This window comes from Cellulomonas sp. NPDC055163 (assembly GCF_053607065.1).
Genome location: NZ_JBSGSU010000009.1, coordinates 128,586 through 151,703 on the forward strand (window position 1 = coordinate 128,586; position 23,118 = coordinate 151,703).

General features: G+C 72.4%; 20 protein-coding genes. 10 read left to right on the plus strand and 10 right to left on the minus strand.

Annotated features, from left to right (window positions below; genetic code table 11):
- Positions 1-4: 4 nt before the first annotated feature.
- On the minus strand, positions 5-1,933 hold the full coding sequence (typA, locus tag ACWFNE_RS17740) for a translational GTPase TypA (protein ID WP_452123742.1): 1,929 nt from the start codon (positions 1,931-1,933) through the stop codon (positions 5-7).
- 172 nt (positions 1,934-2,105) lie between these two features.
- Positions 2,106-3,956: an ABC transporter ATP-binding protein gene (locus ACWFNE_RS17745; RefSeq protein ID WP_452123743.1), complete on the minus strand. Its 1,851-nt coding sequence runs from the start codon at positions 3,954-3,956 to the stop codon at positions 2,106-2,108.
- A 44-nt stretch (positions 3,957-4,000) separates the two neighbouring features.
- On the opposite strand from ACWFNE_RS17745, the gene ACWFNE_RS17750 reads away from it, so the two are divergent.
- Positions 4,001-4,615 (plus strand): PH domain-containing protein, encoded by a 615-nt coding sequence (locus ACWFNE_RS17750; RefSeq protein WP_452123744.1) that lies wholly within the window; start codon positions 4,001-4,003, stop codon positions 4,613-4,615.
- Between the two features lie 7 nt (positions 4,616-4,622).
- Here ACWFNE_RS17750 and ACWFNE_RS17755 read toward each other — a convergent pair whose 3' ends face one another.
- The 3 genes from ACWFNE_RS17755 to ACWFNE_RS17765 all read right to left on the minus strand — a co-directional run bounded on the left by ACWFNE_RS17755 (position 4,623) and on the right by ACWFNE_RS17765 (position 9,294).
- The gene (locus ACWFNE_RS17755) at positions 4,623-5,642 is read right to left on the minus strand and encodes an ABC transporter permease (protein WP_452123745.1); all 1,020 of its coding nucleotides are present in this window, start codon (positions 5,640-5,642) and stop codon (positions 4,623-4,625) included.
- Complete coding sequence (locus tag ACWFNE_RS17760; protein WP_452123746.1) at positions 5,639-7,270, minus strand: ABC transporter permease; 1,632 nt, start codon at positions 7,268-7,270, stop codon at positions 5,639-5,641. Before ACWFNE_RS17760 ends, ACWFNE_RS17755 begins: the two co-directional genes overlap by 4 nt.
- Positions 7,271-7,470: 200 nt before the next feature.
- A complete protein-coding gene (locus tag ACWFNE_RS17765) occupies positions 7,471-9,294 on the minus strand; it encodes an ABC transporter family substrate-binding protein (RefSeq protein ID WP_452123747.1) in 1,824 nt (607 codons plus the stop codon).
- A gap of 468 nt (positions 9,295-9,762) precedes the next feature.
- On the opposite strand from ACWFNE_RS17765, the gene yidD reads away from it, so the two are divergent.
- The 5 genes from yidD (at position 9,763) to ACWFNE_RS17790 (ending at position 14,378) form a co-directional block, all read left to right on the plus strand.
- On the plus strand, positions 9,763-10,041 hold the full coding sequence (gene yidD, locus ACWFNE_RS17770) for a membrane protein insertion efficiency factor YidD (RefSeq protein ID WP_452123748.1): 279 nt from the start codon (positions 9,763-9,765) through the stop codon (positions 10,039-10,041).
- A gap of 123 nt (positions 10,042-10,164) precedes the next feature.
- Positions 10,165-11,493 carry an ABC transporter substrate-binding protein gene (locus tag ACWFNE_RS17775; protein WP_452123749.1) on the plus strand — a complete coding sequence of 443 codons (1,329 nt, stop codon included), beginning with the start codon at positions 10,165-10,167 and terminating at the stop codon, positions 11,491-11,493.
- Positions 11,494-11,503: 10 nt separating this feature from the next.
- Positions 11,504-12,499, plus strand: coding sequence for a carbohydrate ABC transporter permease (locus tag ACWFNE_RS17780; protein WP_452123750.1), 996 nt, complete (start codon positions 11,504-11,506; stop codon positions 12,497-12,499).
- On the plus strand, positions 12,499-13,383 hold the full coding sequence (locus ACWFNE_RS17785; RefSeq protein ID WP_452123751.1) for a carbohydrate ABC transporter permease: 885 nt from the start codon (positions 12,499-12,501) through the stop codon (positions 13,381-13,383). Before ACWFNE_RS17780 ends, ACWFNE_RS17785 begins: the two co-directional genes overlap by 1 nt.
- Positions 13,380-14,378: a glycoside hydrolase family 43 protein gene (locus ACWFNE_RS17790; RefSeq protein ID WP_452123752.1), complete on the plus strand. Its 999-nt coding sequence runs from the start codon at positions 13,380-13,382 to the stop codon at positions 14,376-14,378. The genes ACWFNE_RS17785 and ACWFNE_RS17790 overlap by 4 nt, the downstream gene beginning before the upstream one ends.
- Before the next feature lie 44 nt (positions 14,379-14,422).
- On the opposite strand, the gene ACWFNE_RS17795 is transcribed toward ACWFNE_RS17790, so the two are convergent.
- On the minus strand, positions 14,423-15,250 hold the full coding sequence (locus tag ACWFNE_RS17795) for an SDR family oxidoreductase (protein WP_452123753.1): 828 nt from the start codon (positions 15,248-15,250) through the stop codon (positions 14,423-14,425).
- Between the two features lie 203 nt (positions 15,251-15,453).
- Positions 15,454-15,834: a hypothetical protein gene (locus ACWFNE_RS17800; protein ID WP_452123754.1), complete on the minus strand. Its 381-nt coding sequence runs from the start codon at positions 15,832-15,834 to the stop codon at positions 15,454-15,456.
- A gap of 320 nt (positions 15,835-16,154) precedes the next feature.
- Between ACWFNE_RS17800 and ACWFNE_RS17805 the strand changes: the two genes are divergently transcribed.
- Both ACWFNE_RS17805 and ACWFNE_RS17810 read left to right on the plus strand, forming a co-directional pair.
- Entirely contained in the window at positions 16,155-16,751 is a 597-nt protein-coding gene (locus ACWFNE_RS17805) for a DinB family protein (protein ID WP_452123755.1), read from the plus strand.
- Between the two features lie 157 nt (positions 16,752-16,908).
- A complete protein-coding gene (locus ACWFNE_RS17810; protein ID WP_452123756.1) occupies positions 16,909-17,379 on the plus strand; it encodes an iron chaperone in 471 nt (156 codons plus the stop codon).
- Between the two features lie 130 nt (positions 17,380-17,509).
- Here ACWFNE_RS17810 and ychF read toward each other — a convergent pair whose 3' ends face one another.
- From ychF to ACWFNE_RS17825, 3 genes are all read right to left on the minus strand, one after another.
- A complete protein-coding gene (gene ychF, locus ACWFNE_RS17815) occupies positions 17,510-18,595 on the minus strand; it encodes a redox-regulated ATPase YchF (RefSeq protein WP_452123757.1) in 1,086 nt (361 codons plus the stop codon).
- 75 nt (positions 18,596-18,670) lie between these two features.
- Complete coding sequence (locus ACWFNE_RS17820) at positions 18,671-20,233, minus strand: hypothetical protein (RefSeq protein ID WP_452123758.1); 1,563 nt, start codon at positions 20,231-20,233, stop codon at positions 18,671-18,673.
- Positions 20,203-21,111, minus strand: a complete 909-nt coding sequence (locus tag ACWFNE_RS17825; RefSeq protein ID WP_452123759.1) for an ABC transporter ATP-binding protein — start codon at positions 21,109-21,111, stop codon at positions 20,203-20,205. Before ACWFNE_RS17825 ends, ACWFNE_RS17820 begins: the two co-directional genes overlap by 31 nt.
- 112 nt (positions 21,112-21,223) lie before the next feature.
- Here ACWFNE_RS17825 and rmuC point away from each other — a divergent pair, with 112 nt between their 5' ends.
- Positions 21,224-22,549, plus strand: coding sequence for a DNA recombination protein RmuC (gene rmuC, locus ACWFNE_RS17830; protein WP_452123760.1), 1,326 nt, complete (start codon positions 21,224-21,226; stop codon positions 22,547-22,549).
- A 42-nt stretch (positions 22,550-22,591) separates the two neighbouring features.
- A complete protein-coding gene (locus ACWFNE_RS17835; RefSeq protein ID WP_452123761.1) occupies positions 22,592-23,071 on the plus strand; it encodes a hypothetical protein in 480 nt (159 codons plus the stop codon).
- The last annotated feature ends 47 nt before the right edge of the window (positions 23,072-23,118 follow it).

A 23,118-nucleotide genomic window follows, 5' to 3' on the forward strand; every position in this document is an offset into this window, starting at 1 on the left:
CGCGTCAGGACTTCTTGCTGCGCGCGAAGGCGCGGGCACGCTCGGTCTGGTCGAGGATCACCTTGCGGATGCGCACGGCCTCGGGGGTGACCTCGACGCACTCGTCCTCACGGGCGAACTCGAGGGACTCCTCGAGGGTGAGGTGGCGCGGCGGGGTGAGGTTCTCGAACGTGTCGCTGCTCGCAGCGCGCATGTTCGTGAGCTTCTTCTCCTTGGTGATGTTGACGTCCATGTCCTCGTTGCGCGAGTTCTCGCCGACGATCATGCCCTCGTAGACCTCCTGCGTGGGGTCGACGAAGAACGACCCGCGCTCCTGCAGGTTGATCATCGCGAACGGCGTCACGACGCCCGAGCGGTCGGCGACGAGCGAGCCGTTGATGCGGGTCTCGATGTTCCCGACCCAGGGCTCGTAGCCCTCGGCGATCGACGAGGCGATGCCGGTGCCGCGCGTGTCGGTGAGGAAGCGCGTGCGGAACCCGATGAGCCCGCGGGCCGGGACCATGAACTCCATGCGGACCCAGCCGGTGCCGTGGTTCGACATGGTCTCCATGCGGCCCTTGCGCTGCGCGAGGAGCTGCGTGACCGAGCCGAGGTACTCCTCGGGGACGTCGATCGTCATGCGCTCCATCGGCTCGTGCACCTTGCCGTCGATCTTGCGCGTGACGACCTGCGGCTTGCCGACGGTGAGCTCGAAGCCCTCGCGGCGCATCTGCTCGACGAGGATCGCCAGCGCGAGCTCGCCGCGGCCCTGGACCTCCCAGGCGTCGGGGCGCTCGGTCGGCAGGACGCGCAGCGACACGTTGCCGATGAGCTCCTTGTCGAGGCGGTCCTTGACCTGACGCGCGGTGACCTTGTGGCCCTTGCCGCCCTTGCCGGCGAGCGGCGAGGTGTTGATCCCGATGGTCATCGAGATCGCGGGGTCGTCGACCGTGATCATCGGCAGCGGGCGCGGGTCGTCCGGGTCGGTGAGCGTCTCGCCGATCGTGATGTCCTCGATGCCGGCGACGGCGACGATGTCGCCCGGGCCGGCCGACTCGGTGGGGACGCGCGTGAGCGCCTTGGTCTCGAGGAGCTCGGTGATGCGCACGTTCTGCAGCGTGCCGTCGGCGCGGGCCCACGCGACGGTCTGGCCCTTGCGGATGGTGCCGTTGAAGAGGCGCAGCAGCGCGAGGCGGCCGAGGAACGGCGACGCGTCGAGGTTCGTGACATGCGCCTGCAGCGGCGCGGTCTCGTCGTACGTCGGGGCCGGGATCTTCTCGATGATCGTCTGGAACAGCGGCTCGAGGTTCTCCGAGTCCGGCAGGCTCCCGTCGGCGGGCTGCGTGAGCGACGCGCGCCCGGCCTTCGCCGCGGCGTAGACGACGGGCACGTCGAGGATCGCGTCGAGGTCGAGGTCCGGGACGTCCTCGTGCAGGTCGCTCGCGAGACCGAGCAGCAGGTCGGTCGACTCGTGCACGACCTCCTCGATGCGGGAGTCGGGACGGTCGACCTTGTTGACCAGGAGGATCACGGGAAGCTTGGCCTCGAGCGCCTTGCGGAGCACGAAGCGGGTCTGCGGGAGCGGGCCCTCGCTCGCGTCGACGAGCAGCACGACGCCGTCGACCATCGACAGGCCGCGCTCGACCTCGCCGCCGAAGTCGGCGTGGCCCGGTGTGTCGATGACGTTGATGGTGATGCCCTCGGGCGCACCCGCCGCGGCCGCCGCGGGACCGGTGTACCGGATCGCGGTGTTCTTCGCGAGGATCGTGATCCCCTTCTCGCGCTCCAGGTCCCCCGAGTCCATCGCGCGCTCGTCGACGTGGGCGTGGTCCCCGAAGGAACCGGACTGCCACAGCATCGCGTCGACGAGGGTCGTCTTCCCGTGGTCGACGTGGGCGACGATCGCGACGTTGCGCAGGTCGGCGCGCACGCTGGTGCCGGCGGGCACAGACATAGGAGTACTCATCTCAGGGTGGTGGGAGCGCGCCGCGTCATGAGGCGCCGATCGATTCTACCGGCACGCGCGGCGCGGGGCCTACGCGAGCCCCGGGCGAAGGCCCGCCCGGACGGCCGCGACCCCCGCCCCGGAGGCCGGGACAGGGGTCGACGGGTCGGCCGCAGCCGGGTCAGACGCCGCCGTCGACGCCGCCGCGGCCCGCGTTGCGCGCGACCTGCTCCGCGGCGAACGCGTCCTCGGTGCGCTCGACGCCCGAGCGGTCGGCACCGGGGACGCGGACGCCCGCGGCGACGAGCTCCTGCTCCAGCAGGCGGTCGCGCGCCTCGCGGCGGATGCGCTGCTCGGCGGGGTCCGGCACGGGCACGGCCGCGAGCAGCCGGCGCGTGTAGTCCTGCTGGGGCGCGCGCAGGATCTGGTCCCGCGGTCCGACCTCGACGAGCCGGCCCTTGTGCATGACCGCGATGCGGCTCGACAGGATCTCCACGACGGCAAGATCGTGGCTGATGAACAGGCACGCGAAGCCGTACTCGCGCTGCAGCTCCTGGAACAGGTCGAGCACGCGTGCCTGGACCGACACGTCGAGCGCGGACGTCGGCTCGTCCGCGATGAGCAGCTTGGGGCTCAGCGCGAGCGCACGGGCGATGCCGACGCGCTGACGCTGGCCGCCCGAGAGCTCGTGCGGGTACCGGTTGCGCATCGCCCGCGGGAGGTGCACCTGGTCGAGGAGCTCCTCGACCTTGGCGTTGAGAGCGGCACCCGAGGCGACCTTGTGCAGCTTGAGCGGCTCGCCGATCGACTCACCGATCGGGAGACGCGGGTTGAGCGACGAGCCCGGGTCCTGGAAGACGATCGAGACGTCCTGGCGCGCGGCCCGCAGCGCCTTCGGGTCGACGCCCTTGAGCTCGAGCCCGTTGACCTTGAGCGAGCCGTCCGCCACCGGGAGCAGGCCCACCGCGGCGCGGCCGACCGTCGTCTTCCCCGAGCCGGACTCCCCCACGAGGCCGACGACCTCGCCGCGGCCGATGGTCAGGTCGACCCCGTCGATCGCCCGGAACGCGGGCACCCGCCCCCGCGAGGGGTACTCGAGCACCAGGTCGCGCGCCTCGAGCGCCGGGACGGCGTCCTTGGTGAGGTCGGGCGCGGTGCGCGGGACCGCGGACGTGCCCGAGGTACCGACGACGTCGGCGCCGCCGGGTGTCGCGGCGCCGAGGTGCGGCACGGCGTCGAGGAGCTGGCGCGTGTACGGGTGCTGCGGGCGGTGGAAGATCTCCTCGACCGGGCCCGACTCGACGACCCGGCCGTTCTTCATCACGAGCACGCGGTCGGCGAGGTCCGCGACGACGCCCATGTCGTGGGTGATGAGGACGATGCCGGAGTCGATCCGCGTGCGCAGGTCACGCATGAGCTTGAGGATCTCGGCCTGCACCGTGACGTCGAGGGCCGTCGTCGGCTCGTCCGCGATGAGGAGCTTGGGCGAGCACGCGAGCGCCTGCGCGATCATCGCGCGCTGGCGCTGGCCGCCCGAGAGCTGGTGCGGGTACTTGTCGAGCGACGCGACCGGGTTCGGCAGGTCCACGAGCGTGAGCAGCTCGACGGCACGCTCGCGCGCGGCCTTGGGACCCACGTCGAAGTGCACCCGGATGGTCTCCATGATCTGGAAACCCACCGTGTACACGGGGTTCAGCGCCGTCATCGGCTCCTGGAAGATCACGGAGACGTCGTTGCCGCGGACCTTGCTCAGCTGGGAGTGCTTGAGCCCGACGAGCTCGCGCCCGGCGAGCTTGGCGCTGCCGGTCGCCCGGCCGTTCGGCGGGAGCAGCCCGATGAGCGACATCGACGACTGCGTCTTGCCCGAGCCGGACTCGCCGACGATCGCGAGGACCTCGCCCGAGCGCACCTCGTAGCTGACGCCGACCGCGGCCGGGAACCACTCGTCCTCGACGAAGAACTCGACGCCGAGGTCGCGGACCTCGAGGATCGGGGCCTTCGCGGCGGCACTGGGGGGTGTCTGTGTGGTCACGGTCTGACCGAACCTTTCCGTGGACGATCTGCGAGCATGGCCGCATGGATCCGGCCGACGACGTGGAGCTGCGGCCGGGCTTCGGCCGGGTGCTGACGTACGGGACGTGGCTGGTGTGCGCCGTGACGGTCGTGACGACGGCGCTGGACGACCCCGTCGAGGGGCTGCGCGTCGCCGCGCCCGCGGCCCTGGTGGCCGTCGTGGTGTGGGCGCTGTTCGGGCGCCCGGCGGTGCTCGTGACGCCCGCGGGTGTCGAGCTCCGGAACGTGCTGCGCACGGTCGAGCTCCCGTGGCCGACGATCCAGCTCGTCGACACCCGGTACGCCCTGACGCTGCGCACCGCGTACGGGACCTACGCCGCGTGGGCGGCACCCGCCCCGAGCCGCGCGACCGCGCTGCGCGCCGGGCCCGGGGACCTCGCCCCCGTGCCCGGCTCCGCACGCGCTGCCGGCGGGGCGGTCCGGCCCGGCGACCTGCCGAGCACCCCGTCGGGCGAGGCCGCCCTCGTGGTGCGCCGGCGCTGGGAGCAGCTCCGCGACGCCGGCCACCTCGACGACCCCCGCCTCGAGCGGGAGCGACCGCGCGTGCGCTGGCACGTGCGCACGCTCGTGGCGGTCGCGGTGCTGGGCACCCTGACCTGGGTCGCGCTCTCGGCGTGAGCGCAAGTCAGGCCTTCGCCATCTTGCGCTTGCTCGGGATGCGGCGCTGCCGCGGGTCGAAGGCGTCGCGCAGGCCGTCACCGATGAAGTTGATGCAGAGCGCGATCGACACGATGAACAGGCCGGGCCACCAGAACAGCCAGGGTCGCGTCGCGAACGCGCTCTGGTACTCGCTGATCAGGTTGCCGAGCGAGACGTCCGGCGGGTTGATCCCGAAGTTCAGGTAGCTGAGCGCGGTCTCGAGCAGGATCGCCGACGCCATGACGAGCGTCGCGTTGACGATGATGACGCCGACCGCGTTCGGCAGGATGTGCCGGAACATGATCCGGCCGTTGCTCGCACCGGCGACCCGCGCCGCGTCCACGAACTCGCGCTCGCGCAGGGCGAGGAACTCCCCGCGCACGAGCCGCGCCATCGACGTCCAGGTGACCACGGAGAGCGCGAGGGCCAGCCCGATCGCGCTGCTGCCGCCCACGAGGCGGCCGAGGATCGCGCCGATCATGATGACCGGGATCGTGATGATCATGTCGGTGAACCGCATGAGCAGGTTGTCGAGGCGGCCGCGGAAGTACCCGGCGGCCGCACCGACGACGATCCCGATCGTGGTGCTCAGGAGCCCGACGATGAACATGACGAGCAGGGACGTCTGGGTGCCGCGCATGACGCGCGCGAAGCCGTCGCGGCCGATGTTGTCCTGGCCGAACGGGTGGTCCCCGATGTGGAACCCGCCCTCGAACCCCATCGTCGGTGCACCGCCCGCGTTCGTGATGGGCGGCAGGTCGCTCGTCGTCCACTTCCACCAGCCGGGGATGGGGCCCCAGCCGATCGACGTCGTGGCGAGCAGGATGATGAAGAGCAGGACCGCGGCCGAGGTCATCGCCCCGCGGTGGCGCAGGAAGCGGCGCAGGACGATGCGGCCCTGGGAGAGGCCCTCGACCTCCTTGAGCTCGATCGCGTTCTCGAGGTTCTCGACCGGGTCGTGGTGCCCGGTGTCGGGCTCGAGCGCGTGAGGAGGCGGCGTGGTCATGCGTTCACCCGGATCCTGGGGTCGAGAGCGGCGTAGACGAAGTCGACGATGATGTTGGCGAGGACGAGCAGCGAGCCGGCGACCACGAAGTAGCCCATCACCGGGTTGGCGTCCGATGTCTCGAGCGCCTGGAGGAACATCGTCCCCATGCCGCTCCAGGCGAAGATCCGCTCGGTGATGATGGCGCCGCCGAACAGCGCGGCGATGTCGAGCGGGACCACCGTCGCGAGCGGGATGAGCGCGTTGCGGAACGCGTGGCGCACGATCACGACCCGCTCCGGCAGGCCCTTGGCGCGCGCGGTGCGGATGTAGTCCTGGTTCATGACCTCGAGCAGGCTCGAGCGCGCGTAGCGCGTGTAGGCCGCGAAGGAGATGAGGATCAGCGCGATCGTGGGCAGCAGGAGGTGCGTGAACGTGTCGAGCGTCGAGACCCAGTAGTCGCCCTTGAGCCCAGGGGTCTGCGAGCCGATCGTCGCGATCGGGCGGCCGTTGATGCGGCTCGAGCTCGAGTACACCTGCCATGCGCCCATCACGCGGTCGATGTACAGCAGCGCGCCGACGCCGATCCCCGTGAGCGCGGCCGCGCGCATCGACAGCGCGCGGTCCGGGCCGCCGAACAGGTAGCCGACCACGAGGCCGACCACGATCGTGAGGACCGCGAGCCCGAGGATGAGCGCGGTCGTCGCGTCCGCGAAGACGTACTGCAGCGGGACGTACAGCACGACGCCGAGGACCGCCATGGTGAGCGCCGAGAACAGCGCGCGCCGGTTGCGGGTGCCGGCGGTCAGCACGCTGATGCCGTAGGCCATCGCCGCGCCGAGCACGCCGATCACGACCGGCCCCAGCGCGGGGTCGAGCAGCCAGGCGCTCGCGGACAGGTACGCCATGGCGGCGGCCGTCGCGACGGCGGCCGAGGCGAAGGTGAGGAGGCGTCGGCGTGCGTCACCCGCGACGAGCGCCGACCACACGAGCCCGCTGACGACGGACGCGCCGACGATCACGGGCACGGAGAACGTCGGGTCGCGGAGGAAGTCGTTGAAGCCGATCGCGCCCCAGGTCTTGAGGAGCACCGCGACCCAGAAGGACGGGAGCGAGTACAGGACGAACGACATGAGCGTGACGCCGTAGTCGAAGCCGGTGTACTGGCGCAGGGCGCTCGAGATGCCGACGATGACGCCGAGGCCGATCGCGAGGAGCGTCGAGGCGAGGACGAGCTGGAGGGTCGAGGGGACCGCGGTCGCGAGCATCGACGTGACGGGCTGGTTGGTCACCCAGCTGTTGCCGAGGTCGCACACGCCGACCACGCAGCCGCTCGCCCCCCGCAGCCACTTGAGGTACCGGATCGCCGGTGGCGTGTCGAGGTCGAGGGCCTGGACGCGCGCCTCGATGAGCGCCTCCTTGTTCGGGGAGGTGCTCGTGCGGAGGTCCTCGAGCGGGTCGATCGAGTACGCCAGGAGCATGTACACGATGAACGTCGCGCCGATCAGGACGATGATCGACGAGATCAGCCGCCGTCCGATGAACGCGAGCATCGGTGCCCCCGCATGGAGCCGGGTGACGACTCCGGACGCCCGGGGTGGGGGCGCCGCGGACTCGATCTCGGCACGGCTCGTCACTGTGGTGGCCATGGAATTCGATCCTCGCAGCTGTGTCTGGTGAACTTCGTGATTCTACGCGTGGCCGGTGCGGCCCGCGCAGAGCTGGGGACGGCGACGCCCCGTGCGCCCCGCGTGCGCCGGTAGGCGCCGGGCGTGCGGCGGGGGCACCGAGACCGTGGCCTCGGCACCCCCGCCGTCGGACGTCGTTCTAGGTCGACTCAGAGGTCCGGTCAGGACTCCGAGGAGACCTCCCACTCCCAGAAGTTCCAGAAGATGGTCGGGGACAGCGGGATCGTCGAGACACCCTGGAGCACGTCACGCGAGGCGACGACACCCGGGAACTGGAAGATCGTGACGCCGAACGCGGCCTCGTTGAGCTTCGTCTCGATCTGGGCGACCAGGTCGGCCTCGGCGTCGGGGTCCGTGTTGGCCCGCAGCTCCTTCCACAGCGCGTCGACCTCGGGGTCGGAGTAGCCGTAGAAGTTGTTCTGACCACCGGTGATGAAGTTCGCCTCGGAGTTCAGCGCGAACGTGTTGGTGGACTGCCAGCCGAACAGCGCGGCGTCGTAGCCCGTGCGGTCGGTGTCGAGGCGGTCGCCCCAGTCGGTGCTGCTCGCGTTGATGACGTTGAAGCCGGCCTGCGCGGCGGAGGCCGCGATGAGCTGGAACTCGTTCTCGCGGCGGACGTTGCCCTGGCCGAACATGAGGCGCACGTCGACCGCGGGGACGCCGACCTCGGCGAGGAGCGCCTTGGCACCGTCGATGTCGACGTCGGTCCACAGCTCGGACTTGTTGTTGGCGACGACCTCGTCGTACGCCTCGGAGCCCGGGACGTAGATGAACGAGTCACGCGTCTCGGCGTCCGGCTGGAGCGGCTTGATGAGCTTCTCGATGATCTCCTGGCGCGGGATCGTCTTGAGGAACGCCTGGCGGACCTTGAGGGCCTTCGCCGCGTCGCCGCCGTAGGTCGCCGCGTCGAAGGGGCCACCGTTGGTGAACTGCAGGTCGACGTGCTCGAACGTGCCCTCGGGCGCGCCTTCGACGTTGACGCCCTCGAGCGTGTCGAGCGTCGCGAGGACGTCGACCGAGGACTGCGGGGCGATCAGGTCGAGCTCACCGTTCTGGAGAGCGGTGACCGCGGCGAGCGGGTCCTCGTTGTAGCGGACCGTCACGGAGTCGACCTTGGGGGTCGGGCCGGCCTTGTAGTCGTCGCGCAGCTGCAGCGTGAGGTACTCGTTCTCGACGAAGTCCGTCAGGACGTACGGGCCGGACGCGAGGTACTGCAGCTCGTTGTCCGGCATCGAGGTGAAGTTGAAGTCCTCGTTCCAGCTCTTCGAGAGCGGGCTCAGGGCCGCCGCGTCGTTGTTCGTGAACGCGTCGATGACGGCCTGCTTGCCCTCCTCCGGGTCCGTGATGTCGAGGCCGAGGGCCGCGACGGCGTGGGCCGCGACCGGAGGCATGTAGAACGAGACCTCCCAGTCGGAGCGGGGCTCGCTGTAGGTCAGGGTGAGCGAGCGGCCGTCGTCGCCGATCTCCGGCGTCTCGGTCACGACGTTCATCGCCTCGGAGGTGCTGTTGAAGAACACCCCGGCGTCGACGACGTCCTGGTTGGTGACGTTGCCCTCCTCGTCCGTCTCCGGCTCGACGGAGTCGAACTTGTCGTTCTGGGCGCCCCAGAACAGCAGCAGGTCGGCCGCGTCGACGGGAGTGCCGTCCGACCAGGTCACGCCCTCGTTGACGGTGTACTTGACCGTGAGCGGGTCCTCGGTGACGACCTCATACGTCCCGAAGTCCTCGTTCTTGGCGATGTTGAGGTCGCCGTCGTAGTACCAGAACCCGTTGCCCGCCGTCATGTAGATGATGTTGGCGTTGGCCGTCGCGTTGCCGGAGGCCGTCAGGTTGTTCTGGGAGTAGAACGGCTGGTTCCACCCGACGTTGACCGAGGTGGTCTCCTCGATCTCACTCTCGGCCGGGCCCTCGCTGGTGCATGCCGACAGCACCAGGGCGCCTGTGGCCGCTACCGCGACCACGGCGCTCGTTCGCCTGATCTTCACTGTTCCTCCTGAAAAGGTGGCGCACGCCTCGCTGGGCGGGGGCGGCTCCGACGCGGGCCGGGCCGTCCCGCACGCGGGCCGTGCTGCCGTGGGATGTGGTCACGCTAGCCAAGCGACTCACGACAAACGGGGCACCGTTGCCCCGGACCCCCGATCGTTACCCGATTGATACTGGCCGGTAGTGTCCACCATACGAGACTGACGCCGCGGAAACATGGGGGAAACGCTCCCGTCGCGCGCACGACCCACGGCGGGCGACTCACCAGCCTACGTCGTTCGCCCTGGTCACTGGCCAGAGCATGCCTCCCAGTGTGGTAGAGAAGCCGGCATCTCGCGCGCGCTGGCCCCACGCCCGCCCCGGTCCGGGCCGGCAGCGTCGGGACACGCCCGGCCGCGCCCACCCCGCGACCCTGCGACCTCCTCGGCCCTCGCCGCGCCGGACCGACGCGACGTGGCTAGCGTCGCCGCATGACTCCCGTGTCCCGCGCCGTCGACGCGCTCATCGGCCAGTACCAGGCCCGCCTCTCGCCCCGGAAGGGCTGGTCGTGCGCCCACCGCGTCGCGCACGGCGACGCATCGTGCTCGGCCGCGGTCCGTGAGCTCGTCCGCGGCCGGGGCGTCGTGCGCGCGCTCCTGCCGACCGCGACACGGTTCGTCGCGTGCTACCAGGCGTCGCGCCTGCTCATGGCGAGCGACGTGCAGGGCGTGTGCTGCTGCGGACCGATCCCCATCCCGTTCCGCTTCTGACCTCGCGGTTCGGCCCTGGACCGGGTCGCCGGACGTTCGGGTGGACAGCCGCCCAGGACCGGAGCAAGGTGAGGAAACGGCGGAAGCAGACCGCCGCGTGGACCCACGACGAGGTGGTGACCGATGGCGCGACTCTCCGACGTCGCGATGTCCCGGCGGCAGGTGCTCGGGCTCGGAGCACTGGCGGCGGGAGCCGGGTTCGGCCTGAGCGCGTGCGGGTCTCCTGTGCCGCTCGCGAGCTCCGGCCCCCCGCTCGACGGCGAGTACACGGGCCCGCCGGTGCAGCTCGAGTACTGGAACGGGTTCACGGGTGGCGACGGCCCCGCGATGCGGGAGATCGTCGCCCGGTTCAACGAGAGCCAGGACCTGATCCGCGTCCGCATGAACGTCGTCCAGTGGGCGCAGTACTACCAGCGCGTCGTCGCCGCGGTGCACGCCGGCAAGGGTCCCGACATCGGGGCCATGCACGTCGAGCAGCTCGCGACCCAGGCCGCGCGGCAGACGATCGCCCCGCTCACCGACATCGTCGACGAGCTGGGCGTCAGCGAGGACGAGTACCCCACCGAGGTCTGGGAGCGCGGGACGTACGCCGGCGAGCGGTACGGGATCCCGTTCGACGTCCACTCGCTCGCGTCCTACGCGAACCTCGACGTCCTCGAGACGAACGGGGTCCGCGGGCTGCCCGAGGCGCGCCAGGACTTCGAGGCGAGCCTCGCGACACTGATGGGCGCCGGGGTGCAGAACCCGTTCTGGGTGCCGAACCGCTGGCCAGCTCACCTGATCTTCCTGTCGCTGCTCTGGCAGTTCGGGGGTGAGCCGTACTCCGAGGACGGCAGCTCAGCGACGTTCGACAGCGAGGCCGGCGTCGAGGCGCTGCAGTGGCTCGTGACCCAGATCCAGACGGGCGTGAGCCCGGAGAACGTCGCGCCCGACTCGCAGTACACCGCGTTCAAGAACGGCGAGGGCGCCTACACGTGGGACGGCATCTGGCAGATCAACGACCTGCTGACCACCGCGCCGGACCTGCGCTGGGGGCTCTCGCCCATCCCGACGATCGGTGAGCAACCGGCCGTCTGGGCGAACTCCCACCAGCTCGTCATGTTCAAGAGCCGCGCGCCGGACGACGACCGGCTCCTCGCCACGAAGACCTTCATGCGCTACCTCGTCGAGAACTCCGAGGTGTGGTCGCAGGCCGGGATGGTGCCCGCTCGCGCGTCCGCCCGGGAGAGCGAGGAGTTCCTGGCGAGCCCGCAGGCGACCATCGCCGAGGCGGTGCCCACCATGCGGTTCCTGCCCTCGGTCGCCGCGATCGGCGAGGTCCAGGCGCAGACGCTCGAGGTCGGGCTCGCGAACGCGATCCTCGGCCGGCAGTCGCCGCAGGAGGCCCTCGCGGGGGCCGCGGCGCAGGCGAGCCAGCTCATGCAGTCGAACCTGCGGAAGTTCGAGGGGTGAGGGGGAGGTCATGGCCGACATCGCCGTAGGACGCCGTCAGGGCACCGCCGCAGGGACCACCGCGGACACCGCAGCTCGCGCGAGCGCGAGCACCCGGCAGCGGGACAACCGGGACGGGTGGATGTTCCTCGCGCCGTACCTCGTGCTGTTCACGCTGTTCGTGCTGCTGCCGCTGGGCTGGGGCATCTGGATCAGCCTGCACGACTACGACTACACGCTCCCCGACAAGCCGTTCGTCGGGCTCGACAACTACTCCGGCCTGATCACGGGCGACTCGGCGTTCGCCGCGACGTTCTGGCGGGCCATGCGTGGCACCGGGATCTTCACGCTCGCGTCCGTGCCGCTCCTGCTGGTCCTGCCGCTGCTCGTCGCGCTGATGATGAACCTCAAGTTCACGGGCCGGAACTTCTTCCGCGCCATCTACTTCGCGCCCTACGTGCTCGGCGTCGCGGTCGTCGCGGTCCTGTGGCGGTACCTGCTCGACACGAACATCGGGCTCGTGAACCAGTACCTCGGGGCTGTCGGGCTCGACTCGACGATCCCGTGGCTCACGCAGCTGCCGTGGGGCTGGATCTCGCTCGTCGGGGTCACCGTCTGGTGGACCATCGGGTTCAACGCCGTCATCTACCTCGCGGCGCTCCAGGACATCTCCCCCGAGCTCTACGAGGCGGCGAAGATGGACGGTGCGAGCGCGCTGCAGCGGTTCCGGAACGTCACGCTGCCCGGGCTGCGGCCCGTGCTCCTCTTCGTCACGAGCGTGACGATCATTGCGAGCGTCAACATGTTCGGGCAGAGCTTCCTCATGACGCAGGGCGGCCCCGGCACCGAGACCCGGACGGCGATCTACCAGATCGCCGACACCGGCCTGACGAACTTCAACTCCGGGATGGCGTCGGCGATGTCGATGATCTTCACGGTGTTCCTGGCCATCGTCTCGATCCTCGTGTTCGTGCTGTTCCGCGAGCGCGAGGGCAGGCGCACCGCCACGACGGAAGGGGACGCGTGATGGCCGTCGCAGCAACCACGACCCGGCAGGACCGCCCGGTGCGCCCCGACGCGCGCCGCGGCAACGGTGCGACCCGCGCGCTGCTCTACGTCGCGCTCGGCGTCCTGAGCCTGCTGTTCATCTCGCCGCTGATCTACATGGTGTCGACGTCGTTCAAGACGACCGCCGACGCCGCCGCGACGACCCCGCAGTGGATCCCGGCCAACCCGACGCTGCAGGCGTACGAGTCGGTGCTGACGACCGAGGGCACGCCGGTGCTGCGCTGGCTGCTCAACAGTCTCGCGTCCGCGACCGCGCAGACCCTGCTGGTGCTGATCACGGCGTCGATGGCCGCGTACGCGCTGGCCCGGATCGACTTCACCGGCAAGCGCTGGGTCTTCGGGCTCATCATCGCGACGCTGTTCGTCCCGCCCGTGATCCTGCTCATCCCGAACTACCTGATCGTCGGGCGGCTCGGTTGGCTCGACACACTGCTCGCGGTGATCGTGCCCGGCGCCGCCGGGGCCTTCGGGGTGTTCTTCCTGCGGCAGTTCTTCCTGAGCCTGCCCGTGGAGCTCGAGGAGGCGGCGTTCATCGACGGCGCGACCCGCTGGCGGACGTTCCGGCAGATCATCCTGCCGCTGTCGCGCCCCGCGCTCGTGACGCTCGCGCTGCTGTCGTTCCTGACGAACTGGAACGACTTCCTGTGGCCGGTGTACGTGCTGTTCTCCCCGGAGAACCAGACGCTCCCCGCGGGGCTGTCGACGCTGCAGAACGCGAACGCCGTGCGCTACGACCTGCTCATGGCGGGCGCCGTGATCGCGAGCGTGCCGGTGCTGCTCATCTACATGGCCGCGCAGCGGTACGTCGTCGAGGGCGTCGGGCGCGCCGGGCTCAAGGGATGACGGCGGCTGCCGGGGCGCCCGGGTCCGGCTCGGGCGCGACCGCGCGGGAGTACACCAACCCCGTGTGGGACGGGTACTTCGCCGACCCGTTCGTGCTGCGCGCCGCCGGCCGGTTCTGGGCCTTCGGGACCGGCGGCGGCGAGCACGCGCAGGAGCTGCTCGGGCTCGTGTCCGACGACCTCGTCACCTGGCAGCCGCACGGCCCCGTGCTCGACGCGGCGACGGTGCCCGAGGGGCGCCCGCACCACTGGGCCCCCGAGGTGATCGAGCACGAGGGCCGCTACCTCCTGTACTACTCGGCGGGGCTCTACGACACGGGGCACCGGATCCGCGTCGCCGTGGCCGACCACCCCGGCGGCCCGTACCGCGACCAGGGTGTCGACCTCACCGGCGACGAGCCGTTCGCGATCGACCCGCACCCGTTCCGCGACGAGGACGGCGCCCTCTACCTCTTCTACTGCGTCGACCGGCTCGCGGGGGAACGGGTCGGCACGGTGGTCGTCGTCGACCGGCTCGTGAGCCCCACGCAGCTCGCGGGCGACGCCCGGCCCGTCGTGACCGCGTCGAGCGACTGGCAGCTGTTCCTCGCGAACCGCTCGATGTACGACGCGGTGCGCGACTGGTACACGTGCGAGGGTGCGTTCTGCGTCCGTCGCGGCGGACGGTACTGGTGCCTCTACTCGGGCGGGAACTGGCAGCAGGAGAGCTACGGCGTGGCGGCGGCGTCGGCCCCGCACCCGCTCGGGCCGTGGACCGAGGAGCCCGGCGACCTGCCGACGGTCGTGCGGACGACCCCGCCCGCGATCGGGCCGGGGCACGCGAGCGTCGTCACGGACGACGACGGCCAGGACTGGCTCGTCTACCACGCGTGGGACGTGGACGGGCAGGCGCGCCGGATGTGCCTCGACCCGCTCGACTGGACCGCGTCCGGTCCGGTGTGCCGGGGGCCGAGCGCGGAGCCGCGGCCCGCGCCCGTGGTCCGCGCCACCGACTGACGCGGCGAAGCGCGGGCCCTGTACGGGGCGCGCACCGGAGGAGGTCAGCGCCGGAAGCCGCCCTCGGTGCTGAGCGTCTGCCCCACGACCCAGCGACCCTCGTCGCTCACGAGCCACGCGATGAGCCGCGCCGGGTCGTCGGGCTCGCCCGCGGTGCCGGCGGGGAAGCTCGCGTGCACGCCGGCGACCCCCGGGTCCGACCGCTCGTCGAGGTAGCCGGTGTTGACCGGTCCGGGATTCACGGTGTTGAGCAGGATCCCGCGCTCCGCCAGGTCGGCGGCGACCGACGCCGTGACGCCCGCGAGCGCGGCCTTCGACGTCGCGTAGGCGATCTCGCCGCTCATGGGTCCGTGCAGCTGCCCGGACGTCATCCAGACGACGCGGCCGCCCGGCCGGCCGTCGTGCTGGGCCGCGAACGCGCGGGTCGCGAGCAGCGTCGCGCGCGCGTTCACGTCCCAGTGCGCGTCGAGCATCTCGGCCGTGACGTCCGCGAGCCGGCCGTCTCCCCCGCTGCGCGCGTGGTTGCACACGAGGACGTCGAGGTGACCGAAGGCCGCGACACCCGCGGCCACGAGGGCGTCGGGCGCGTCGGCGTGCGCCAGGTCGAGACCGACGTCCACGAGGCGCGCTCCGGGGGTCAGCCTCCCGCGCAGCTCGGCGAGAACCTCGGTCACGTCGTCGCTCCCCCACGGCTGAGCGGCGTCGTGCGGCGCGAAGTGGTGGACGACGAGGTCAGCACCCATCGACGCGAGGCGCGCCGCGACCGCGAAGCCGATGCCACGCCGACGGCTGACGCCCGTCACGACGGCGACGCGGCCGGACAGGGCGAGGGAGGGGGACGGCGCGTCGGGCAGCTCGGTCGTGTCGGTCACGGGCAGCAACCTACGGATGCCCGACGACGCGGTCGCGCGTATTTCACCGGGCACACCGCGCGGCGTCGCGTGCGGGCGTGCCCGGTGACGCGGTCGCGCGCAGGTCCGCTCCACGCCGGCCGTGTGACGAGCCGGGTGTCGGCGACCGGGACGTGACCGCGCACGTCTGCGCAGGCTCGGCGGCGTCGCCGTCCCGCGACCGGTCACTGCTGCTGGTAGGGCTCCCCGGGGCTCTGGGTCGGAGGCTGGACGGGCGGCGCGTAGCCGGTCGTGGGCTGCTCCGGTGCGGGCGGGTACGCGGCAGGCGGCGGGGCGGCGGGCGGCGGGTAGGCGGCTGCGGGGGGCGGAGCGGCGGCCGGCGGGTACTCGGGCGCGGGCGGCGGCGGCGCGGCGGGCTGCGTGGGTGCGGCCGGGGTGGTCGTCGTCCTCGCGCTCTTCCAACCCTCGACGACCGCGCCGCCGAACCCCTTGAGGTCCGAGCCGAGCTGGCGTACCGAGGTGCGCACCTGCGGGTCGTTGACGACCCCGTTCGTGCGGGACACGAGCTGCGAGATCGCGTCGGTGAGGGGGTTCGTGCTCGCCATGAGTCAGCCTCCTGGTCCGGGTGCGACTCACCGTACCCCGGCGGGGGTGGGCGGTCAGCCGACGTAGGCGCGGAGCCAGTGCGTGAGCAGGGCCTCGAGCTCGCCACGCTGCTGCGGCGTGAGCACCTCGAGGAGCCGCTGCGGGGCGTTCCGCCGGACGGCGACGGGGACGGTGACCGCGGCCTCCGCGCAGGCTGCGCCCGCGGTGGAGGCGGCGCGGGTGGCGCGCGTCGAGGGGCAGGTGGAATCCGCCGACGTGGCGCACGCGGAGCCTGCCCCGCCCGCTGCGCGCGTCGGAGGCCGGTGGCAGGGTGAGCCGCATGAGCACCCCCTCGGACCCCAAGGCCGACCTGCACCGTTACCTGCGCGAGGCGCGTGACTCCCTGCTCGGCAAGCTCGACGGGCTCTCCGAGTACGACGTGCGACGCCCACTGACCCCGACCGGGACCAACCTGCTGGGCCTCGTCAAGCACGTCGCGAGCGTGCAGCTCGACTACTTCGGCGTGACGTTCGGCCGCCCCTCGGGCGAGTCGCTCCCGTGGCTCGCCGACGACGCCGAGACCAACGCCGACATGTGGGCGACCGCGCAGGAGTCCCGCGAGGACGTCGTCGCGCTCTACGCGCGGTCCGCGGCGCACGCCGACGCGACCATCGACGCCCTCCCGCTCGACGCCGTCGGCCGTGTCCCGTGGTGGCCCGCGGACCGCAACGAGGTCACGCTGCACCGCGTCCTGGTCCACATGGCGACCGAGCTCAGCCGGCACGCCGGCCACGCCGACATCGTGCGCGAGCTCGTCGACGGCTCGGTCGGCCTGCGCCGGCCCGGCGACAACCTGCCCGACGTCGACGGGACGTGGTGGGCGACGTACCGCGAGCGCCTCGAGCGGGCGGCGCGCGAGGCGTCGTCCGGGCGCTGACGTCCGGCGGCGGCGAACTGCCGGGCTCCTCGGTCCCGGCTTCGGCCTCCGGCGGCCGGTCCGTCGGTCCGTCGGTCCGTCAGGATCGGAGAAGCAGCACCGGCACCACGCTCCGTAGGGTCGACATGACGACGCCGCCCCGGACGAGGAGAGCCCGATGAGCACCAGCCAGAAGAACGCCGACACCGCCCCCGCCACGGACGGCGCCGACGCGACGTTCACCGCCGAGGAGCGCGCCGCGATGAAGGAGCGCGCGCGCGAGCTCAAGGCGCAGAGCCGCAAGGGCGGCGCGAAGGTCGACCCCGAGGTCGAGGTGCTCGCGAAGATCGCCGAGATGACGGGGCTCGACCGCACCCTCGCCGAGCGGGTCCACGCCCTCGTGCGCGAGGTCGCGCCCGACCTCACCCCCCGGACCTGGTACGGCATGCCCGCCTACGCCAAGGACGGCAAGGTGCTGTGCTTCTTCCAGGCCGCCGAGAAGTTCAAGGCCCGCTACGCGACCCTCGGGTTCAACGACGTCGCCCAGCTCGACGACGGCACGATGTGGCCGACGGCGTTCGCCCTCACCGGGCTCTCCGGCGACCTCGAGGCGCGCATCCGCGAGCTCGTGGCCCGCGCCGCCGCCTGAGCGACGCCAGCGGGCCGGCCGACGCCGGCGGGCCGAGCACCGGGTGCGAAGGACCGGACCACGCCCCTGCCGGGCGTGCGTCTTGCGGACGTGGCGCGCGCCCGTGCCCGTGCCCGTGACCGGTGCGAGGTCACACGTTGAAGCGGAACTCCACGACGTCGCCGTCGGCCATGACGTAGTCCTTGCCCTCGATGCGCGCCTTGCCGGCCGACCGTGCGGCGGCGACGGACCCGGCGGCGACGAGGTCGTCGAAGCCGATGACCTCGGCCTTGATGAACCCGCGCTGGAAGTCGGTGTGGATGACGCCCGCGGCCTGCGGCGCCGTCCAGCCGCGGTGGATCGTCCAGGCGCGCGACTCCTTGGGACCCGCGGTCAGGTAGGTCTGCAGGCCGAGGGTGTGGAAGCCGACGCGCGCCAGCTGGTCGAGCCCCGCCTCCTCCTGGCCGTTCTCGGCGAGCATCTCCCGGGCCTCGTCGGGCTCGAGCTCGACGAGCTCGGACTCGAACTTGGCGTCGAGGAAGATCGCGTCCGCAGGGGCGACGAGCGCGCGGAGCTCGGCCTGCATGGCCTCGTCGGCGAGGCCGGCGTCGTCGGTGTTGAAGACGTAGATGAACGGCTTGGCCGTCATGAGCTGGAGCTGCGCGAGCTGGTCGGGGTCGATGCCCGCCTTCGCGGAGCCCTGGAACAGGGTCTCGCCCGCCTCGAGCACGGCCTGCGCCTGCTGCGCCGCCTGGAGCAGCGCCGCCTCGGCCTTCTTGCCGCGCACCTCCTTCTCGAGGCGCGGCACGGCCTTCTCGAGCGTCTGCAGGTCCGCGAGGATCAGCTCGGTGTTGATCGTCTCGATGTCGTCCTTCGGGGAGACCTTGCCGTCGACGTGCACGACGTCCGGGTCCGCGAACGCGCGCGTGACCTGGCAGATGGCCTCGGCCTCCCGGATGTTCGCGAGGAACTTGTTGCCGAGCCCCTCCCCCTCGCTCGCGCCCTTCACGATGCCGGCGATGTCGACGAACGACACGGTCGCGGGCAGGATCCGCTCGCTGCCGAAGATCTCCGCGAGCGTCTGCAGACGCGGGTCCGGCAGGGGCACGACGCCGACGTTGGGCTCGATCGTCGCGAACGGGTAGTTCGCGGCGAGCACCTGGGCGCGCGTGAGGGCGTTGAAGAGGGTGGACTTGCCGACGTTGGGCAGGCCGACGATGCCGATGGTGAGTGCCACGACGTGCCATCCTACGGGCCCGCTCGGGCGCCCGGTCGCGGGCGCCGACCCCGTGGCAGGAGCGACGTGCGCCGCTCAGCCGAACGAGACGAGGCGCTCCAGCAGCTCGGGAGCCCGCCGGTCGTACATCGCGCCGCCGAGCCGCACCCCGAGCACGAGCACCAGGGCCCCGACGGCGACGCCCATGACGAGCGCGAGCACGCCGAGGAGCGTCGAGCCCGTGGCGATGCCGGCGACCGCGAGCCCCAGCGTCGGCAGCCCTAGCAGGAAGACCACGCCGGTGCCGACGAGCTGCGCGACCACGCCCGCGCTCGCGCCGCCCTGCGCGCTCGAGAACGGGCTCTCCCCGGCCTTGGGCACCTGGTAGACGAGTCGCGACGAGACCGCGCTCGCGACACCGAGCGACGTCGCGAAGACCCCGAGGGAGGCGCCGATGACCGGGAGCGCGAGCGACCAGCGGCCGGTGAGCTGGAGCGAGACCAGCGCGAGCACGACCGTCGCGGGCACGCCCAGCACCGCAGCTGCCCACGCCCGCCCGGCCCGGTCGACGCGCCCGTCGATCGGCGCCGCGACGTGCGTCCAGAACGGCGTGCCGTCGTACGCCACGTCCGCCGAGACCGTCCACCCCATGAGGTAGCCGACGAGCGGGCCGAGCGTGAGCATGACCCAGCCGTCGCCCGCGGCGAACCACAGGATCACGGGCAGCAGCGGGACGATCACCACCCCCGCGGCGTAGCGCGCGTCGCGCAGCCAGTAGGTCAGGCAGCGCGCGGCGACCGCGCCCGTCGGCGTCGCCGGGACCCGCCCGAAGAAGCCCAGGCCGTGCGTGCGGCTGCGCGTCCGGCCCTCCTGCGGACCGCGGACGAGCGCGGTGTCCAGCCCGCGCGACCAGCCGAGCAGCAGGACGGCGAGCGTCGCCCCGGCGATGCCAAGCTTCGCGAGCCCCGCCGCCCAGTCCCCCTCGGCGGCGTCCGCCGTGAGCGCCCACGGCGCCCCGAACGGCGTCCAGCCGAGGACCCGCACCACGTCGGGCCAGATGTCCTCGCTGCCCGAGAGCCGCTCCTCGAGCACGCTGCCGATCGGGCCGATCAGCATGAACGGCAGGAACGCCGCGACGGCGGCGACCTCGCGGAACCGGCGCCGGGTCACCAGCGGGGCGAGCACCGTGGTCGTGGCGCGCGAGCCGACCACGCACAGCGCGAGCCCGAGCAGCGCGCCGACGACCGCCGGCACGAGGGCCTGCGGCTGACGCCACCAGGTGATGACCGTGCCGAGCGTGACGAGCGTCGTCGCGAGCCCCGGTACGCCCACGAGTCCCACGGCGGTCAGCCCGACGATCATCGTGCGCCGCGGGAGCGGGAGCGTCGCGAACCGCGCGGGGTCGACGGTCGAGTCCACGCCGAACGCGACGAGCGGCACGACCCACCACCCGAAGACGAGCAGGCTCCCGCCGAGGACGAGCGCGAGGCGGATCACCTCGACGTCCTGCGTGCTCAGCGCGGCGAGGCCCACCAGCGCAGCGGCGACGATGCCCAGCCCGTACAGGAGCCCGAGCACGAGCCCGACGACCTGCCACGCGCTGCGCCGCAGCCCGTTGCGCAGCAGGGTCAGCTTGAGGCGGACGAGGTGCGCAACCACGCGAGCCCCTCTCCCGTCGAGCGACCGCCGACGAGCTCGACGAACCGGTCCTCGAGGCTCGAGCCCGCGCGCACGTCGTCGATCGTCCCCGCGGCGAGCACCTGCCCGCCCGCGATGATCGCGACGTGGTCGCACATCCGCTGCACGAGGTCCATGACGTGCGACGAGACGACGACGGTGCCGCCCGAGGCCACGTACCCGGCGAGGATCTCGCGGATGTTCGCGGCCGAGATCGGGTCGACCGCCTCGAACGGCTCGTCGAGCACGAGGACGCGCGGGGCGTGCACGAGAGCGCACGCGAGCGCGACCTTCTTGGTCATGCCCGCGGAGTAGTCGACGACGAGCGTGTCGGCGTCCGCGGCCAGGTCGAGCGCCGTGAGCAGGTCCCCGACGCGCTGCGCGACCGTCTCGCGGTCCATCCCGCGCAGCAGGCCCGCGTAGCTGATGAGCTGCGCGCCCGAGAGCCGGTCGAACAGCTTGACGCCGTCGGGCAGCACCCCGAGCAGGCTCTTGCCGCGGACGGGGTCGGCCCACAGGTCGTGGCCCTGCACGAGGACCTGCCCGAAGTCGGGCCGCAGCAGACCGGTCGCCATCGACAGCGTCGTCGTCTTGCCTGCTCCGTTCGGCCCGACGAGGCCGTAGAAGGACCCGGCGGGGACCCGGAGGTCGACACCGGCGACCGCGATCTTCTCGCCGAAGCGCTTCCAGAGCCCGCGCACCTCGAGCGCCGCCGGGCGACCGGGCGCGGGCGCGACGCCGGCCGGGGCGGGGGCGTCCTGGGCGGTGGCCGCCGGGCCGTCCTGGGCGGTGGCCGCCGGGGCGGCGTGGCCCGTGGCTGCCGGGTCGGCGGAGGGCGTGTCGTCGGGCGCGGGCGGCATCGCGCCAGGATAGACCGGCCGTCTGACGTGCGGGGACGTTCGGGGAGACGCCCGGCCGGACACCGTGCGGGTCGCGGCGGGCGTGTCGGTGCGCTCTGGCAGGGTGACGGCCATGGACCTCCTGCTCCCGCTCGCCGCGCTCCTCGTCGGGTGCCTCGTGGGCTGGCTCGCGTCGGCCGCGCGCTCCGCCGGGCGCCTGCGCGCCGCCGAGGTCGACGCGGTGCACGCCCGGGCACGGCTCGAGGCGGAGGGCGCCGCGCACGCCGCACGGCTCCAGGCGCTCGCCGCGGACCAGGCCCGTCAGGCCGAGCAGTTCCGTGCGCTCGCGGCCGACGCGCTCGCGGACAACAACGAGCACTTCCTGGCGCTCGCCGACCAGCGCCTCGCCGCGAGCCACCAGACGCAGGCGGGCGAGCTCGCGCAGCGCGAGCAGGCCGTCCGGGCGCTCGTCGAGCCGCTGAGCCGCACGCTCGACGCCGTGCGCTCGGAGCTGACGACCGCCGAGCGGGCGCGCGTCGAGGGTCACGCGTCGCTGCGCGAGCAGGTCCGGGCGATGCGCGAGCAGTCGGAGCTGCTGCGCACCGAGACCGCCCAGCTCGTGACCGCGCTGCGCTCGTCCCAGGTGCGGGGGCGCTGGGGCGAGATCCAGCTCCGCCGGGTCGTCGAGTCGGCCGGCATGCTCGCGCACGTCGACTTCGTCGAGCAGGCGCAGGTGCGCACGGACGACGGGCTGCTGCGCCCCGACATGGTCGTCCGGCTCGCCGGCGGCAAGCAGGTCGTCGTCGACGCCAAGGTCGCGTTCCTCGGCTTCCTCGACGCCTCGACGACGACCGACGAGGCCGTGCGCGCCGACCGGCTCGCGGCGCACGCACGCCACGTGCGCGCCCACGTCGACGACCTCGCCGCGAAGCGGTACTGGGACCAGTTCGCCCCCGCGCCCGAGTTCGTCGTGATGTTCGTGCCCGCCGAGACGTTCCTGCACGCGGCGCTCGACGAGGACCCGACGATCGTGGAGTACGCGTTCGAGCGCAACGTCGTCATCGCCACGCCGATGACCCTGCTCGCCCTCCTCCGGACGGTCGCCTACGCGTGGCGGCAGGACGCGCTCGCGTCGAACGCGCAGGCGGTGCTGAGCCTCGGCAAGGAGCTGCACGGCCGGCTCGCGACGCTCGGCTCGCACCTCGCCCGCCTCGGCCGCTCGATCGACGCCGCCGCCGGCGCGTACAACCAGACGGTGTCCTCCCTCGAGACCCGGGTCCTGGTGAGCGCACGGAGGTTCTCCGACCTCCACGTCGTCGACGCGGACCTCGAGACCCCGCCCGCCTCGAACCCCCGCCTCTCGGCCGTGAGCGCCCCGGAGCTCGTGGCGTTCGCGAGCGAGCACGCCGTGGCGCTCGACGACCTGGGCGGAGGCGGTCACGTGGCGTCCAACGCGTGAGCACCCGGGCGCCCACGTGCGCTCCGCCGAGAAGATGTCAGGATGACCGAAATGACGGATCATGACACCGCGGACCACGGCACGCCCGTCGGCGAGGCCGCCCCGGCCGGCGACGACACCCCGGCCGGCCCGAGCAGCGCGCGGGCGGGTGTCGTCAGCATCTTCCTGACCACCGTCCCGCCGGAGCAGCTCGACGAGTACCGCCTGCTGCCGTTCGACGCCGACGGGGACCGCAGCCCGTTCCGGCTCGAGGTCGACGCCGGGCTCGTCTCCGTCGACCCCGAGCTGCTCGAGGTCGACGGGTTCGTCGAACCCGCCGACGACCCTGTCGCGGAGCTCACCGGCTACTCGGCCGGGGCCTCGTTCGCGGACGCGGCGGCGGTCGACCTCTCGCGCCTGCGCACGGACGAGCACACCGGCCTGGTGCTGGTCTACGACCACGACGCGCGCCGGGGCGCGGGCACGCCCGAGGAGTCGGCGCTGACTCTCGTCGGCGTCTACGCGTACGACTGGCGCCTCTGACCCGACGCGCCCGCGCCGACCCCGGGTTCGACGCGGTGCCGGTCGAT